Consider the following 14955-nt stretch of genomic DNA (forward strand, 5'->3'; position numbering starts at 1 on the left):
GGATCTCGGGATCAGCTGGCGGGGAAGCCCGGGGGCAAGGGCTTGAAGTCGGCCTTGAAGGTCGGGCCTGGCGGCAGGCCGCGCAGGATCGCGGTGGTCCACGCGACCGCCGGCAGCCAGCCGGTGACCGCGTTGGTGCCGTGTTCGGGCACCGGGACGGTGTAGAAACGCAGGTTCGCGCCGCGCTCCCAGTAGGAGTCGATGGTCGGCAGCACCGTCGAGGGCGGCACGATCTCGTCCCAGACGCCGTGCCACCAGAGCACCGGGGTGTCGGGGATGTAGTGGCCGAGGCTGTTGTCCTGCAACACCTTCATGACCTCGGGTGAAGAATCCAGCGACTTGCCGGGCTGGAAGTACTCGCTCAGCGGGCGATACATGCCGGTGGCGAGAATGGTTGGCAGGCAACGGCTCTGGAAGTCCCGCAGCAGCCGCTGACCTTCCTCGGTGAGGAATTCCTCGGGGCGGAAGACGTCGGGGTACTCGCGGGCGAGACTCACCATGCCCAGCCACATGGTGAAGTTGCCGAGGCCCGTCAGGCCGGGCTGCTGTGCCATCCCATATTTCGCCTCCGCCACCAGATCGCCTGGCGTGCCGCCGATTGCGGTGCCCAGCAGCTGGATGTCTGGGGCGTAGGTGGCGCGCAGTTCGGCGGCGCGGATGGAGCCGGAGCCGCCGCCGGAATAGCCGTAGAGCGCGATCCCCGAATCCGCGAGGCCCAGACCGGCGTCATTCTTCATGGCGCGCAGGCTGTCCAGCACCATCTTGCCCTCGGCGTAGGTGTTGAAGGTGTTGAACTTGCCGTCGAAGTCGGGGACGTTGATGGCGAATCCCTGCGCCAGCCAGTCGACCGCGAGCGCGGCCTCCTTCATGGTCCCGACCTGCAGCGTGTAGGAGGGATTGCAGGACGGGTCGGTGGAGTCGATCGCCTCCTGGAACGAGACCACCGGGCGCGGGCCGCCCGCCCACGGGATGCCGGGCACGATGACGGTCGTCGCGGTCACGATCGGATTGTCGTGAACATCGTTGGAGCGGAACAGAATCTGGCGGGTGTACACCGGGAACGGAATACCGAGAATTCTGGTCTGCACGTCCCGGGTGCGCACGATCTGGCCCGGCGAATACGAATCCAGGTCGGCCGGTTCGTCGTACCAGGCGTCCTGTGACGGCTTCGGAATCGGCAGCGCGCCATAGAGATCCGGCTCTGTAGGCAATTGCGGCAACTGGTTCTGATCGGGCGGGAACGTGGGATATCCGGTGTCGGCGCACGCCGCCTCGGTGGCACTCGCGAACGCGACCACCGATGTCGCGAGCAGCACGGCCCACCGCAAGCGGGAGTTCCCCACATCAACCTCCTGAGCATCATTGCCCTCGTTCGCCGACCGCGTCACACCCGGCCGCCGACATGAGCTGGATTACACTGCGGGCCATTGTTGCACACATGCGTCCAAGATTTGAACAGCTTCTGACCAGGCAGTTTTCATCGGCGCAGCCCGCAACCGCCCCGCAAGCCCCCGAGTCGGCCCGGCCGGTGTCGCCCCGGACCAGCCGCCGACGGCCACGTCCCGCTTCCAGAAGTCCCGATCGGCGAATATGTATTCGGAATACAGGAATTCAGCTGGGCATTTACGAAATACCTACGGCCCCTTTATCGCCAACCGTGTGACAGAGCGAACAAAGGAAAGGCGTAATTCCCTGTCGAGGTTTCCGGAAACGTGATCTAGATTCGGGTTCTGCGGCGAATTCAATGTTGATCGGTCCGCTTTCACACCAACGACTCCGAAATGCTTGCGAGGGCGCGGTATGTGCAGCAATCCGAATTCAGGGACGGCCAGGACGATTTCGCCACGGCTCGGAGTCGGGGCCCTGCGCGGGCTCCCGCGAGACGTCACCCGACCACCCTTCACGCCCGGCATTCTGGGCACCGGCATCGTGCACCTCGGGTGCGGCGCGTTTCATCGCGCACATCAGGCACTGATCACCCAGCACGCCATGATCGCCACCGGTGACCGACGATGGGGTATCGCCGCGGTCGCCATGTCCCGGCCCGACGTGGTCGGCGCCCTGCGCGCCCAGGACAACCTGTACACCACCCTGCTGCGAGATGAGAGCGCAGTGCGGGCGGAGGTTGTCGGGGCGATCACGGCGGCGGTGCACGCACCGTCCGACCGGATCGGGGTGGTGCGCCGGGTCGCCGATCCACGGGTGCGCGTCGTGACACTCACGGTCACCACCGGCGGATACTGCCTGTCCCCCACCACCGGACGGCTCGATTCCGGCAGCGATCCGGTGCGACATGATCTGCGCTGCACCGCGAAACCGTGCACGGCCATCGGCATGCTGGTGGGTGGGCTGGCGGCGGTGCGAAGGCGGGGCGGCACGCCGCCGGTGGTGCTCAGCTGCGACAACCTCACCGCCAATGGACGCCAATTGCGCAGTGCCGTCACCGATTTCGCGGCGCTGCGGGATGATCGGCTGGCGACCTGGATCGCACGGCACGTGCAGTTCCCCTCCAGCGTCGTCGACCGCATCGTGGCCTCGGACGACAGCGAGGACGATGCGGCGGCCCGCAGCCGGCTCGGCGGCGTCGACGATCGGGCGCCCGTCTCCGCCGAACCGTTCATGACCTGGACCATCGAGGACTTCGAAGGCGAGCGCCCGCGCTGGGATCTGGCCGGTGCCAACTATGTCGCCGATGTGTCCGATCATGAACTGGCAAAACTGCGGCTGCTCAACGGAACTCACATGCTGCTGGCCTACCTGGGCGCGCTCGCCGGACACCGGACCATCGCCGAGGCGGGTGCGGATCCGGTGCTGAGCGCGCTGGCACGGCAGTTCATGCTGCACGAGCAGGGTCCGACCGTGCGACTGCCCGACGCCGAATTGCACCGCACCGTCGACGATCTGCTGCGCCGATTCCGCAATCCCGCCATCCGGCACGAGATGACCAGGGTCGGCCGCAACGGTTCGGACAAGATGCTGCCGCGGGTCGCCGCACCCATGCGCGAGAATCTCGCGACCGGCCGACCCACACCCGGTGCGGCGCTGTTGATCGCGGCCTGGATCCGCTGGTTCGATCTGTGCGGAACATCCGGTGCCACCATGGAAATCATCGATGCGCGCGCCCCGGAACTGGCCCGGTTGGCGGCCATCCCCGATCCGCACCTGCGGGCTCGCGCTTTCCTCGCGCGCACCGACATCTTCGGTCCGCTGCCGCATCTGGGTCACATCCAGCAGGAGGTCGGCGACGCCTTGAGCGAACTGATCAACGACAATGTCATCGAGGTGATCGGTCGCCGCATGCGGCCGGAATCGATTGGGCGGGTGGCATGAGCTTCGACGAACACGAAAAGCCGGTCCGAGCCGTCGTTTTCGATATGGACGGGCTGCTGCTGGACTCCGAGCGGCTGGCGGTCGAGTCCCTGGCGGTGTCCGGGCGCGAACTCGGCTACGAACTGTCGGAACAGTTCTGTCACAGCCTGATCGGCATGCCCGCCGACACCTGCCGCGCGATGGCCGTCACCGCGTTCGGCCCCGACTTCCCGCTCGACGAGTTCTTCCGCAGGCACGAATCCGTCATCGCCCGCCTGGTCGACGCCGGTCGCCTCGCCGTCAAGCCCGGCGTCTTCGACCTCCTCGACGAACTGGACCACCGCGGCATCCCCCGTGCGATAGCCACCTCCTCCAACCGCGACCGCACCCGCCACCACCTGCGTGCCGTCGCCCTCGGCGACCGCTTCGACGCCATCATCACCCGCCAGGACGTCCAGCACGGCAAACCCCATCCCGAGCCGTATCTGACAGCGACCGCCGCGTTGCGTGCCGACCCCGAATTCACCCTCGCCTGCGAGGACTCCCCCAACGGCCTCCGCGCTGCCCACGCCGCAGGCCTCCGCTGCCTGTTGATCCCCGACCTCATCCCACCCAATCCCGAAACCACCGCCCTCGCCCATCGCATCTATCTCAGCCTCCACCACGCCATCGACTACATCGCCGCGGCTGACAGCTCGAAGCCTGTTGTTCCGCAACGCTATAGCGAGTCGCAGCCCTAAGCTCTTCGCCATGATCATCTCGGCGGGGGAAATGGCCGACAAGTGGGCCGACTCTCAAACCTTCTCTACGGCAGTTCATTTCGACGAGGTCCGGAAAGTTGCGCTACCTGCCGGGGAGGCGGTGGTGAGCGGCTGGTATCTGCTGCGGTTCCTCGACCACACCTTCTATGTCGGGGAATCGGTGAATCTGCGTGCACGGATGAGCCAGCACGCTACGAAGTGGGGGACGGAGATCTCGACGGTGCGGCTGCTCCCGCAGGTGGCGTCGAAGCAGGAACTCAAACGGCGGGAACGGATCCTGACCCGTGAGTTGGAGGCACTGGGGGTGCCGCTGCGCAATGTGGTCAATGCCAGCATGGACGGTGATCGCGATGCCCTCGAGGAATTGATACCGGCCACCGCGCAACGGCGATGGCTGGCCGACCCTCACGCTTTCAATGCCGCCGATGCGACGCCATTGAAAGCGATGGCGGCACAGGAGATTCGGTACTCGACGGCCGCGCGGCGATACCACGAGAAGACGGATGCGGCGGTGTCCACCGAGCTACTCCGGACCTTTCTGGAGTCGTGCGTCCCGGTGCCGCGGGCCACCGAGTTCCAGTACTGGTCGGTGAGCACCGGCACCTTCGGAGGGCGGCGACGACTGTGCGTCAGCGTGGGCTCGATGGAAGTTTTCGTTCTCGGCGAGAACCTATCGGGCTTCCTGAACGTCCGCCGCAGCCTGCTCGCCCCGAATCCGAAGGCCGAGTACGCGTTCCAGCGTCAGCATCCACGGGCGCGCTTGGAGCACACCGAATATCGTGATGCCGACGGCGATGTGATCGCCGTGGAGTGCCCGACACCCGAGAGCATGCTCGGCGTTCTGAACGACCCGCAAATCGTTGCGGCGGCTGCCCGGCTGATTCTCGACATCATGCGCAAGCATGCCTGCATCTACACGCGCAATCACTGTCCGCAGCTGGTGCAATCGATCTATCCCGGCGATCGAAGCAACAACGTTCTGCCATCCGGAACAAGCACGGAGACGACGGTTCCTGGACCACCGATCGCCGCACCGCTGTTTCCGGACACCGTGCACCCGGATATGGCGGTGCACGATGGCAGCATGCCGAGCGCAGACAGCGACGAACTCGGCGATATCGTCTGCTATTGGCTCGTGCCGCCCGGCCCGAAGAAATCCCGCCGTAATCAGCCCGAGGACTTCCTCACCCGCGGCGAATGGCGGATGGATCCGCACCCCCGCTTCGAAGCCAAGGTCGCCGACATGCTCCCCGGCGAACGGATCGCCGTCCGCACCCGACGCAACACCTCCGGCGACGACGTCCCGTTCGACCGTCGGGGAAACCTCGTCTCGGTCATGGACTTCCACCTCACCGGCACCATCACCGCCAACCCGGGCGACGGCTGCTCGGTAAGCGTCGCCTGGGACCCGGCCCCCGCCCACCCACGCCAGTACTACCTCTACACCAGCCAGGACACCGTCTGGACCCTCGCCCGCGGAATGCACTGGATCTGGGAAGACCTCATCGCCTTCGCCTTCGACGGCAAACCGCAACGCAACCTGGACGACCTACGCAACAACCCCTTCTGGTCCGACCGCTTCGGCGACCGGTAGATCCCCACGACGCATCCACGGTCACTCCATGGGGAGCCCGTTCTCCAGATAGGCCGAAGTACCGCCGAGGTGGGCTCGCAGGGCTTCACGCACCCGGCGAGCCATCACCTCGGGGAGACGCTCGGCGATCTGCGACTCGTCGCACCAGGCGCAGCTTCGAAGTTCTTCGCGTTGAAGGACAATCGCGGCGGTCCGGTCGGGGGTGAGGCGGCCGCCGTCGAAGATCAGCATCAAGCCGTCGTCGGGATAGAGACCGGGGGCAACCCAGTCGACCACCAGCAGGCGGCCGAGCGGGATGGTGAGGCTCAATTCCTCGCGGACTTCTCGGAGCACCGCAGCACCGGGCGATTCGCCGGCCTCGACCACACCGCCGGGCACTTCCCAGTAGTCCTTGTAGGTCGGCTCGACCAACAGTGCTCGGCCCAGATCATCGACGAATAATGCGCCCGCACCCATCCGCTTGCGGGGCAAATTGGCAATGTATTCGGACAAATCAGATTTCATGGGACACAACATTATCCGGAATGCGGGTCGACACATTCCGAAAACCTTTATACCACAATATAATTCGCTTCGAATATGCTTTCGATAGGAGTAGAATAGGGGTATGACCAGCGGCGCAACGGTTCTCGACGACATCACGATCGCAGACGCGATCGCGATGCTCTCGCAGGCCACCGACGCACTGCTGCAAGGGGCGCTGGCAGCACTGTCCGACGGTGAGTTCGTTGCGGTGATGCGCGACTACGAGATGGGTAAGCGTCGCCTCGCCGGGTTCGAGCACCGGCTGATCGACGGCGTCGAAACCCGTTGCCTGCCGCAGAAAGCCGGCTGGAAGGCGCGCACCGACAAATACCTCGAAGCCACCCTGCACCTCGGGCACGCCGACGCCGCCTCCCGCGTGCGCGCGGCCGGACTGCTGGGCACCCACCAGCAGGATGGGCAGGTCGTGCCGCCGGTGCTGGCTTCGACGGCGGAGCTGCAGGAACAGGGACGGATCTCGGCCGATCACGCCCGGGTGATCGCCAAGCTCGTCGACCGCATCCCGGACAAGACCGACGCGCAGCAGCGTGAGAACGTCGAAGCGCAGTTGGCCGAGCTCGCCACCCGCTTCACCCCCGATGACCTGTCCAAGACCGCTGCCCGCATCCTCGATCGCCTCGACCCCGACGGCACCGTCACCACCGAGGCCGACCGTCAGCGTCGACGCGGCGTGGTCTTGGGTAAGCAGGGCATCGACGGCATGTCCACGATCAGCGGCGAGTTGACCCCGACCGCACGCGCGCTGCTCGACCCGATCTTCGCCGACCTGGCACGGCCCGGCATGTGCAACCCCGCCGACCCCGAAAGCCCCTGGCAGGCAGAAGGAATCGACCCCGCCACGCTCGAAGCCGCCGCCCAGCGCGACAACCGTTCGGCTGCGCAGCGCCAGCACGACGCTCTGGTGGCGTTCCTGCGCCCCGAGCTCGGCCCGACCAACCTCGGTCAGCACCGTGGCCTGCCCGTCTCCACGATCATCACGATGTCGCTGGCCGAGGTGGAGGCCGCCGCCGGTGTCGCGACCACCGCCTCCGGCGGCACCGTCCCGCTGCAGGAAGCGCTCGTCCTGGCCGAGAAGTCCAAGCCGTTCCTGGCGATCTTCGACCACACCGGCCGCCCGCTTCACCTGGGCCACGGCAAGAACCGTCTCGCGAACCCGGCGCAGCGGCTGGCGTTGATCGCCGCCGAGCGCGGCTGCACCCGCCCCGGCTGCAACGCCCCCGCCACCTTGACCCAGGTGCATCATGTGACCGACTGGGCCAAAGGCGGAGCGACCGACATCGAAAACCTCACGCTCGCTTGCGATGCCTGCCATTCACTGGTGGGTGACGGCCCCGACAACTGGAAAACGATTGTCATGCCACCGGATTCCGAGAATGCCGGGCGTATCGGCTGGATCGCACCCCGGCTTGTCGACCCGACGCAGACCCCGCAGGTCAACGATCGTCATCATGCGGGGGAACGGGCGACGGCCGCGTTCGAACGCTGGTTACGTCCCTAATGTCCGTGGCAGCCTCACCAAAGGTGGGGCCCCTCGGGTTGCTTGCCCACCGATTTGCCTGTCCGACACCGGCGTACGCAGAAGTGAAAAGAAGAAGTGTGGTTACGTCGCCTGCCCTACCGGACCTGGGCTGACGCCGAGCCGGGAGCCGTAACCCACCAACCCCAGCCCACGGACCGCACGCATCACCTACTCGAGACAAAACAACAACAACGCCCCCCCCGAAAAGGTTTTCTTCTTTTGGTCTTTGACAACTCCACAGAGACGATTAACGGCCGGACCGCAACGAGGCTGGAACCGCCGGCAGGCGAGCCGAACCCAGCCACCTACCTACTCCTCCTCCTGGCCGCTTTTTATCTTTTAGCTCTTGTCTTTACAGCTCTTGATCTTTCAGCGCACGGTGACCGGGTTGAGGCAACTGGATGGCAGATCCTGGATCGAGCAGAGAGCCGGTGCGCGGGTCGGAACGTAGCCGCCGGGAACCCCGCCGGTGGCGATGATGTCGTGATAGGCCGGAACCGCAGCGGTGGGATGCCGAGACAGCGAAGGATCGGAGGTCACGTTGACGGTGTAGAGACCGAAACGTGGGGAGTAGCTCCCCCATTCGTAGTTGTCGGTGATGCTCCAGTAGTTGAAGCCGATCACGTTCATACCGTCGGCTTTGGCACGCTGAACCCAGTAAACGGTGTCCCGAAGGTTGTCCTCACGAGTCATGCCATCGGTGGTGGGTGACCCATTGTCCGACGGCATGCCGTTCTCGACAACGTAGAGCGGTCGCCCGGGGAACTTCTGGGCGTATCTCCGCAGGGCGTAGTAGATACCGTCCGGTTCCAGGATGAGGCTAGAGGGCTGGTTGGTCAGTTGCGCAACCACATTCGGCGGGTTGCTCAGCGATCCGCCGTAGTAGTAATCGATTCCGACATAGTCGAGTTTGTCGGCAATGCGGTCGACGAAGGAGGCGTCGGCCGTTGCCTCGCCCATCGCCGCGTAGGCGATATTGCTGGTGACCATCGCGCCCGGTTGCACGGCATGGATGTGGTCGTAGATCGCGCGGTGCGCGGCGACCATGCGGTCGATCATCGGCGCGACGTCGAGTGCGCCGAGGTCGCCGATCGACTGCTCCTTGCTCGAGTAGTTGAGCGGCTCGTTGAAGGTGACCCACAGCGGGTCGAGGTGCGCGTAACGGTCCACCACCGCGCGGGCATTGGTCAGCCAGTCGTCGACCATGCCGGGATTGCGCCAGCCGCCACGATCGACCTCCCAGCCGGGAAACACCCAGTGGTCCAGGGTGATCATCGGCTGGATGCCGGCGGCACGGATCCGCGCGAGCATCCCGTCATAGAAGGAAAAGTCCCATTCGCCCGGATTGGGTTGCACTCGTGCCCATTCCACGCTCACCCGGTAGACACCCACGCCGAGATCGGCGGCATTGCGGATGTCCTCGTCGTAACGGTGCAGGAAATCGACCGAATTGCGATAGTCCGATCCGGCGTAGCGGCTCCAATTGCTGTCCGGTGCAAAACCTTCGCTCTGGAACCCGGAGCTGGACACTCCCCACAGGAAATTGCCGCCCACCGATGGTAGCCCGGCATCTGCTGTGGCAGCGCCAGGCGTGGCGACCACGCACCAAGCCGCCAGGACGGTACATACAAGCGCGAACAGTGCACGATGTCCCATCTCATCGAGATTAGCGCGCCGAGAGCGGGTTCCGGGGCGATACGACGCAGAGACGCAAATCCCATTGCGCGGTAACGTGTTCCAGAAATCAGGCTGCACCTGTCGGGATCGGGGCAGCTTCGGAGGAGGAAAATCCGCGTGACCACGCACACCGAAGTCCGCCAGTATCCGTTCGGCGAACCGGTCCGGTTGGACCCGCATCCGATGGCCGCGAAATTGCTACGCGAGGAACCGATCTCCCGCATCCTGCTGCCCTTCGGTGGTGAGGCATGGCTGGTCACCCGCTACGCCGATGTGCGTTCGGTGCTCAGCGACGCGCGTTTCAGCCGGGCCGCCACCGTCGGCCGCGAGGATGTGCCGCGGGTGCGCGAAACCCCGGCCCTGCCCAACATTCCGACCAGCATGGACCCTCCGGAACTGACCCGGCTGCGCAAGCTCACCATGACCGCCTTCACCGCGCGGCGGGTGCAAGAGTTGCGGCCGCGCGCCGAGCAGATCGTCGAGGACATGATCACCGCCATGACGGCGGCCGGCTCCCCCGCCGATCTGGTGACCGCGCTCGCCTTGCCCATGCCGGTCACCGTCATCTGCGAAATGCTGGGCGTCCCAGCAGAACACCAGCATCGCTTCCGCGACTTCTCCGATGCGATCATGTCCACCACCGCCTTCACCGACGAGGAAAGAGGGGCCGCCTACCTCGCCGTCGCCGGGTATCTGACCGAACAGATCGCCGCCCGCCGCGCCGATCCGAGCAACGATCTACTGGGCGCGCTGGTGGCCGCCCGCGACAACGAGGACCGGCTCAGCGAGGACGAGCTCATCACCCTCGGCATCACGCTGCTCGTCGCCGGGCACGAGACCACCGCCAACCAGATCGCCAACTTCGTCTACGTACTGCTCACCACCGACGGCGAGTGGACCCGGCTGCACGACGATCCGAGCCTCGTCCCGGCCGCCATCGAGGAACTGCTGCGGCACACCCAGCTCAGCAACGGCGGCGCGTTCCCCCGCGTCGCCACCGAGGACATCGAACTCTCCGGCACTCTCATCCGCGCCGGTGAGGCGGTCTTCGTGGACCTGCAGACCGCCAACCGCGACGAGTCCGTCTTCCCCGACCCCGAAACCCTCGACCTGGAACGACACCACAACTCGCACTTGACCTTCGGCCACGGCTTCCACCACTGCGTGGGCGCGCAACTGGCCCGCCTGGAACTACAGGTCGCGCTCACCGCACTGCTGCAACGCTTTCCGAACCTGCGTCTGGCCGTCCCCGCCGACGAGGTCGAGTGGAAGACCGGCATGCTGTTGCGCGGCCCCAAGGCCCTGCCGGTGGCCTGGTAGACCCGCAGGGGCGCGGATCACACCCGGCCAACGCGTAATTACAACCATCGTTACAGCGGGCGGTGCCGTCGATAGTCTGGAAGTCCGGGGGCCTCGACAGGCGACATCTAGGACAAACATTCCATGACATCAGGCACCGTTCCCGTGCACACGACGCGCTGGCGCGGGTTCTCCTTGCCGGAACTCGATGAACTGCTGCGGCGAAATCGTCCGTCGTCCACCATCGAGGAACTGCTGTGCCCGCATTGCGGGCACCACAGTCTGCGCACCTATCTCCACGGTGCCGACCGCGGCGACATCCCGATGACCCTGACGCACTTCTGGTGCCCGGACTGCCGCCACTACGCCGGCTGGCCCGCGCCCAGGCAGCAGGGCTTCTGGTTCAGCGACCCGCTCGCCGAAACCTCCTGGAGCCGTTTCCTGTCGCTGTCCCGCAGCGAGGACGTCTTCTTCGAAACCCTCGACGAGCTGTGGGCGAACACCGAACTGCCACAACAGGTTCAGTATCACTGAACGACTACTGGCTGGGCTGCGGAATTTTCACGTCGCAGTCGTGGATCTTCGGATTCACTCCGGCATAGTTGAGCGGTCCCGCCAGAATGGTGACCGCGATGGTTCCGGTGCTCGCGCAATTGGTCGGCTGGTTGTCGAAGTAATGCCGCTGCCCGGCGGCGACGGCACCGATGATCAGCCAGATGATGACCAGGAGCATGAATCCTCCCCCGTATTGCACGTTGCTGCCGCGATATACCCGTCGGTCGCCGTAAATGCCCATCGTCCTGCCTCCATGAGATCTGAAGTTGTTGCGGGGTCCGCATATCCGACCCATTGGTCGCGATACCCGGCACCCGCACCCATAAACAGGACAGCGCGGTTACGACGCCTTCGGGTCGAGGACGGGCCGCAGCGGATCGACGGCATCGGTGAGGGCGGTGCCGCCGGTGGTCCAGGAGGTGTCGGCGGGCTGGGTGGTGAGGATGACCACCGCATAGCGCAGCGGCTGGCCCGAGCCGGTGCCGACCAGGCCGGTGGTGTCGAGGGTGGTCGAGGAGTCGAGGGTCATCCAGCCCTGTTTGATCGCCCAGGTGTCACCGGTGAGCGCGTCGGGAATGCCGAAGAACTGGTCGGTGCCGTCGGCGGCGGTCTGATCGGCCGCGCCGAGGGCGTTCATCAGGATGCCGCGCGACGGCTGCGGGACGACGGTGGTGATGTAGTGGTAGATGGCGACGACATCCTGTGGGGTGGTGAGGGTTTCGCCCCACTCGTCGGGGTCGGCGGGCGGCTGGGTGTTCTTCAATCCGATCAGGTCGGCCATGCGGGTCACGATGTCGTTGCCGCCGTTGGCATCCCAGAAGGCATCCGCGATGTCGTCGTCACTGGCCGAGAGCATCTGCGACATCTGGTCGGCGACCTCCGGATCCGGTTGCCAGCCTTGGCCGTTGAACTCGTCGAGCGCGATCAGCAGCTTCACCACCGACGCCGTGTAGAACTGCTGGCCGGTGTTGAGTCCCACCAGGGTCGCACCGGTGGTGGTGTCGGTGACATCGATGCCGACCTGGCTGCCCGGCGACACGGACTGGACCGCCGACTGCATGGTCTGCGCGAGCTGGGCCGCCGCGGCGGCGCTCAGGCCCGCCGATGGCTGCGCGTTCGCCGGTTTCCCGGTGGTCGCGGTCGCCGGAGCCGACTGGGATGCGGCCGGCACGGTTTCCGGCTTGTGCGCGTGGGCGATGGCGGCCGGCGCACCCAGCACCGACGCCCCCGTAACCACGGCCGCACCCATCCCCACCAGCAGACGACGCATCATCTTGGCCCCCGCAGCGCGCTCTCGAATCGGACTCATATCCATTAGATCGGCGGGAGCCTGCCTGCATGCCGCGAGGCGACTGTGAGATAGCTGTGAGCTATAAGTTGTTCTGTTGCACCCGTTCATGGACGGTCAGCAGCAGATGGTCGAAGCGCGGGCGTACCGCCGCCGCGGAATCGGCGAGGGTGCGCAGCTCCTCCACCAATTGCGCGGCCAAGTGCCGCAACTTCGTGTTCGTCTCCTGCGACCGCCAGGTCAGCAGCCGGAAGGCCTGGTCGGCGTCGATGCCGTAGATGACAATCAGCGCGCCCTTCGCCTGTTCGATGGCCGCACGCGCGGCGTACAGCTCGGGCAGCGTCTCATCGAGGGCTTCCTGCCGCTGCTGTTCCAGGGTGCTGGTCACGTCGATGTAGTAGCCGGTGGTCCCGATGACCAGGTTGTCGTCGTCGGCCATGGTGTCGCCGACCACGATGACATCGTGGATCGCGCCGACGGTGTCCACGATCCGGTGCCGGCTCGAGAACGGTTCGCCGTTCTGCACCGACCGGGCCAAGGTCCGCGCGACCTGCTCGCGATCGTCGGGATGCTTGTGCGCCAGCAGCAATTCGGTGGTCGGATGCACCGCGCCCGGGCGGTGCCCATGCATCTGCGCCACCTCGTCCGACCATTCCCAGCGCTGATCGGCGAACCAGAAGCGGAAACTGCCCACCCGCACCGGATTTCCCGCACCGAGTACCTGGTCGAAGGCCCGCGCATCGTCGGAGAAGGCGTCCGCACCCGTCGTCACGAACCGAGTATCCACCGCCGGGACACCTCCTGACCAGCGCGTCGCCCCGGTCTGTCGAACACCGGCGCCGGTAACCGCCAAGCGCGCGTGCACAACTGACCGGCCCCACTGTTTCAGGGCGGCTCGAGCGGGAACTGCGGGCATGTCACACCCGCCCAGACCAGAGGAGTTCACATGATCATCCTGGGCCTGATCCTGCTCTTGTGCGGGGTCCTCTTCGGCACATCGATCCTGACCACCATCGGCGTCATCCTGATGATCGTCGGCGCGGCCTTCTGGCTGCTCGGCGCGGCCGGCCGTCCGATCGGCCGCCGTTCGCACTATTACTGATTCTCTGTCTCCCGAAAGGGATTCAGGTGTCGATGCCCGGCCGTACCCGCGAGTGCGAACACGAAACTGAGGCGGCCGGGTCCGTGGGTGGTCTCCGTGGTGGGATCCGTGGTCGGCACGGATGTTGCAGCGGCGCAGGTTATCTAGCGTTATGGGCATGGAAATCAGCACTGACATCAGCACCGCCCTTACCGTCCAGCTCGAGGTTGCCGACCCGGATGCGGCGGCCGCCACCTACGACGCGGCCTTCGGATTGGGTGACCGGCTGCGGTTCCGGGCCGGGCAGGAGCCGAGCAGCGGGTTCCGTGGGTTCTTGCTCGCGCTCGTGGTCTCGCAGCCGAGCACGGTCGACAGCCTCATCGGGACCGCGGTCGAGGCCGGGTTCACTGTTCTCAAGCCTGCCAAGAAGACTCTCTGGGGTTACGGCGGCATCATCCAGGCGCCGGAGGGCACAATCTGGAAGATCAGCACCTCACAGAAGAAGGACACCGGGCCGTTCACCCGGAAGGTCGACGATGTGGTGCTGCTGCTCGGGGTCGCGGATGTGAAGGCCACCAAGCAGTTCTATGTCGAGCGCGGGCTGACCGTGGCGAAGAGCTTCGGCGGCAAGTACGCCGAGTTCGCCACTCCCGGCTCCCCCATCACCCTGGCCATGTACCCGCGCAAGGCGGCCGCCAAGGAGGCCGGTGTCTCCCCGGAGGGCAGCGGCTCGCATCGCCTGGTCGTCGGCGGCACCGTCGGCACCTTCACCGACCTGGACGGATTCGTCTGGGAGACAACGGGTCTGTGAGATCGGCGGCCTTCCTATCCCTTGGAGTCGCGAACCCACCTGGGCAGCGCCGCGAGCCGATCGCGGTGGCGCAGTTGGAGTTCGCGACTCCGGGCGAGGAAGTCGGTGATGGTCCGCAGTTCGGCCTCCGAGTATCCCTCCAGCTCCGCGGTACCTTCCTCGGCGATCGGCCCGTAGATCTCCCACGCCTTGGCCATGGCCGCGGGGGTGATCCGGACCAGTACCTTGCGGCGGTCGCCGGGTTCCGGTTCGCGGGTGACGTGGCCGAGCTTGGCCAGCCGGTCGAGCATCGTGGTGACGCTGCCGCTGGTCAAGCCCAGTTCGGCCGCGAGTGCGCCGGGCGTGGATTCGCCGCCGACCAGCACTTCCAGGCAGCGCAGATCGGTGCGGTTGACGCCGAGCACGGTGGCGGCGGCCTGGTCGACGTCATCGACCGCGGCCTGTAGGCCCTGAGACTCCCGGCCGACGCACGCCCGCAACTCGGCCAAATTTTCTCTTGACATTCAAACCTCTTGATC

The 14955-nt window shown here is 65.9% G+C and carries 15 protein-coding genes; 8 read left to right on the forward strand and 7 right to left on the reverse strand.

Going from position 1 to position 14955, the window contains the following annotated elements; all coding sequences use genetic code 11:
- Positions 1–11 precede the first annotated feature (11 nt).
- A complete protein-coding gene (locus ACFXHA_RS34585) occupies positions 12–1343 on the reverse strand; it encodes a lipase family protein (RefSeq protein ID WP_379363679.1) in 1332 nt (443 codons plus the stop codon).
- Positions 1344–1800: 457 nt separating this feature from the next.
- Here ACFXHA_RS34585 and ACFXHA_RS34590 point away from each other — a divergent pair, with 457 nt between their 5' ends.
- From ACFXHA_RS34590 to ACFXHA_RS34600, 3 genes are read left to right on the forward strand one after another with little or no spacing between them, the layout of a single operon-like run.
- The gene (locus ACFXHA_RS34590; protein ID WP_379363681.1) at positions 1801–3330 is read left to right on the forward strand and encodes a mannitol dehydrogenase family protein; all 1530 of its coding nucleotides are present in this window, start codon (positions 1801–1803) and stop codon (positions 3328–3330) included.
- Positions 3327–4049 carry an HAD family hydrolase gene (locus tag ACFXHA_RS34595; protein WP_379363683.1) on the forward strand — a complete coding sequence of 241 codons (723 nt, stop codon included), beginning with the start codon at positions 3327–3329 and terminating at the stop codon, positions 4047–4049. The genes ACFXHA_RS34590 and ACFXHA_RS34595 overlap by 4 nt, the downstream gene beginning before the upstream one ends.
- 10 nt (positions 4050–4059) lie before the next feature.
- A complete protein-coding gene (locus ACFXHA_RS34600) occupies positions 4060–5664 on the forward strand; it encodes a hypothetical protein (protein WP_379363685.1) in 1605 nt (534 codons plus the stop codon).
- A gap of 21 nt (positions 5665–5685) precedes the next feature.
- Here ACFXHA_RS34600 and ACFXHA_RS34605 read toward each other — a convergent pair whose 3' ends face one another.
- The gene (locus ACFXHA_RS34605) at positions 5686–6135 is read right to left on the reverse strand and encodes an NUDIX domain-containing protein (RefSeq protein WP_379363687.1); all 450 of its coding nucleotides are present in this window, start codon (positions 6133–6135) and stop codon (positions 5686–5688) included.
- 136 nt (positions 6136–6271) lie between these two features.
- Between ACFXHA_RS34605 and ACFXHA_RS34610 the strand changes: the two genes are divergently transcribed.
- Positions 6272–7705, forward strand: a complete 1434-nt coding sequence (locus ACFXHA_RS34610; protein WP_379363689.1) for a DUF222 domain-containing protein — start codon at positions 6272–6274, stop codon at positions 7703–7705.
- A gap of 390 nt (positions 7706–8095) precedes the next feature.
- Here the strand turns inward: ACFXHA_RS34610 and ACFXHA_RS34615 are convergent, their stop codons facing one another.
- Positions 8096–9382, reverse strand: a complete 1287-nt coding sequence (locus ACFXHA_RS34615) for a family 1 glycosylhydrolase (RefSeq protein ID WP_379363691.1) — start codon at positions 9380–9382, stop codon at positions 8096–8098.
- Between the two features lie 138 nt (positions 9383–9520).
- Between ACFXHA_RS34615 and ACFXHA_RS34620 the strand changes: the two genes are divergently transcribed.
- Together ACFXHA_RS34620 and ACFXHA_RS34625 are read left to right on the forward strand one after the other, a co-directional pair.
- Entirely contained in the window at positions 9521–10723 is a 1203-nt protein-coding gene (locus ACFXHA_RS34620) for a cytochrome P450 (RefSeq protein WP_379363693.1), read from the forward strand.
- 123 nt (positions 10724–10846) lie between these two features.
- Positions 10847–11236 (forward strand): hypothetical protein, encoded by a 390-nt coding sequence (locus ACFXHA_RS34625; RefSeq protein ID WP_379363695.1) that lies wholly within the window; start codon positions 10847–10849, stop codon positions 11234–11236.
- Between the two features lie 4 nt (positions 11237–11240).
- Here the strand turns inward: ACFXHA_RS34625 and ACFXHA_RS34630 are convergent, their stop codons facing one another.
- The 3 genes from ACFXHA_RS34630 to ACFXHA_RS34640 all read right to left on the reverse strand — a co-directional run bounded on the left by ACFXHA_RS34630 (position 11241) and on the right by ACFXHA_RS34640 (position 13317).
- Positions 11241–11435, reverse strand: coding sequence for a hypothetical protein (locus tag ACFXHA_RS34630; RefSeq protein WP_379363697.1), 195 nt, complete (start codon positions 11433–11435; stop codon positions 11241–11243).
- A 162-nt stretch (positions 11436–11597) separates the two neighbouring features.
- Entirely contained in the window at positions 11598–12566 is a 969-nt protein-coding gene (locus ACFXHA_RS34635) for a hypothetical protein (RefSeq protein ID WP_379363699.1), read from the reverse strand.
- Positions 12567–12627: 61 nt separating this feature from the next.
- Positions 12628–13317, reverse strand: a complete 690-nt coding sequence (locus tag ACFXHA_RS34640) for a PAS and ANTAR domain-containing protein (RefSeq protein WP_379363701.1) — start codon at positions 13315–13317, stop codon at positions 12628–12630.
- 174 nt (positions 13318–13491) lie between these two features.
- Between ACFXHA_RS34640 and ACFXHA_RS34645 the strand changes: the two genes are divergently transcribed.
- Together ACFXHA_RS34645 and ACFXHA_RS34650 are read left to right on the forward strand one after the other, a co-directional pair.
- Positions 13492–13647, forward strand: coding sequence for a hypothetical protein (locus tag ACFXHA_RS34645; protein ID WP_379363703.1), 156 nt, complete (start codon positions 13492–13494; stop codon positions 13645–13647).
- A gap of 157 nt (positions 13648–13804) precedes the next feature.
- Positions 13805–14437 carry a glyoxalase gene (locus ACFXHA_RS34650; RefSeq protein ID WP_379363705.1) on the forward strand — a complete coding sequence of 211 codons (633 nt, stop codon included), beginning with the start codon at positions 13805–13807 and terminating at the stop codon, positions 14435–14437.
- A 14-nt stretch (positions 14438–14451) separates the two neighbouring features.
- Here the strand turns inward: ACFXHA_RS34650 and ACFXHA_RS34655 are convergent, their stop codons facing one another.
- The gene (locus ACFXHA_RS34655; protein ID WP_379363707.1) at positions 14452–14940 is read right to left on the reverse strand and encodes a MarR family winged helix-turn-helix transcriptional regulator; all 489 of its coding nucleotides are present in this window, start codon (positions 14938–14940) and stop codon (positions 14452–14454) included.
- Positions 14941–14955 lie beyond the last annotated feature (15 nt).

Origin of the sequence: Nocardia sp. NPDC059240, from assembly GCF_042753865.1 — a bacterium.
Taxonomy (GTDB): domain Bacteria; phylum Actinomycetota; class Actinomycetes; order Mycobacteriales; family Mycobacteriaceae; genus Nocardia.

What these genes read in the sequence shown, in the direction of transcription:
- ACFXHA_RS34625 (WP_379363695.1), top strand. Translation starts at nt 10,847, where the DNA reads ATGACATCAGGCACCGTTCCCGTGCACACGACGCGCTGGCGCGGGTTC.
- ACFXHA_RS34615 (WP_379363691.1), bottom strand. Translation starts at nt 9,382, where the DNA reads ATGGGACATCGTGCACTGTTCGCGCTTGTATGTACCGTCCTGGCGGCT.
- ACFXHA_RS34600 (WP_379363685.1), top strand. Translation starts at nt 4,060, where the DNA reads ATGATCATCTCGGCGGGGGAAATGGCCGACAAGTGGGCCGACTCTCAA.
- ACFXHA_RS34645 (WP_379363703.1), top strand. Translation starts at nt 13,492, where the DNA reads ATGATCATCCTGGGCCTGATCCTGCTCTTGTGCGGGGTCCTCTTCGGC.
- ACFXHA_RS34630 (WP_379363697.1), bottom strand. Translation starts at nt 11,435, where the DNA reads ATGCTCCTGGTCATCATCTGGCTGATCATCGGTGCCGTCGCCGCCGGG.
- ACFXHA_RS34610 (WP_379363689.1), top strand. Translation starts at nt 6,272, where the DNA reads ATGACCAGCGGCGCAACGGTTCTCGACGACATCACGATCGCAGACGCG.
- ACFXHA_RS34650 (WP_379363705.1), top strand. Translation starts at nt 13,805, where the DNA reads ATGGAAATCAGCACTGACATCAGCACCGCCCTTACCGTCCAGCTCGAG.
- ACFXHA_RS34590 (WP_379363681.1), top strand. Translation starts at nt 1,801, where the DNA reads ATGTGCAGCAATCCGAATTCAGGGACGGCCAGGACGATTTCGCCACGG.
- ACFXHA_RS34655 (WP_379363707.1), bottom strand. Translation starts at nt 14,940, where the DNA reads ATGTCAAGAGAAAATTTGGCCGAGTTGCGGGCGTGCGTCGGCCGGGAG.
- ACFXHA_RS34635 (WP_379363699.1), bottom strand. Translation starts at nt 12,566, where the DNA reads ATGAGTCCGATTCGAGAGCGCGCTGCGGGGGCCAAGATGATGCGTCGT.
- ACFXHA_RS34595 (WP_379363683.1), top strand. Translation starts at nt 3,327, where the DNA reads ATGAGCTTCGACGAACACGAAAAGCCGGTCCGAGCCGTCGTTTTCGAT.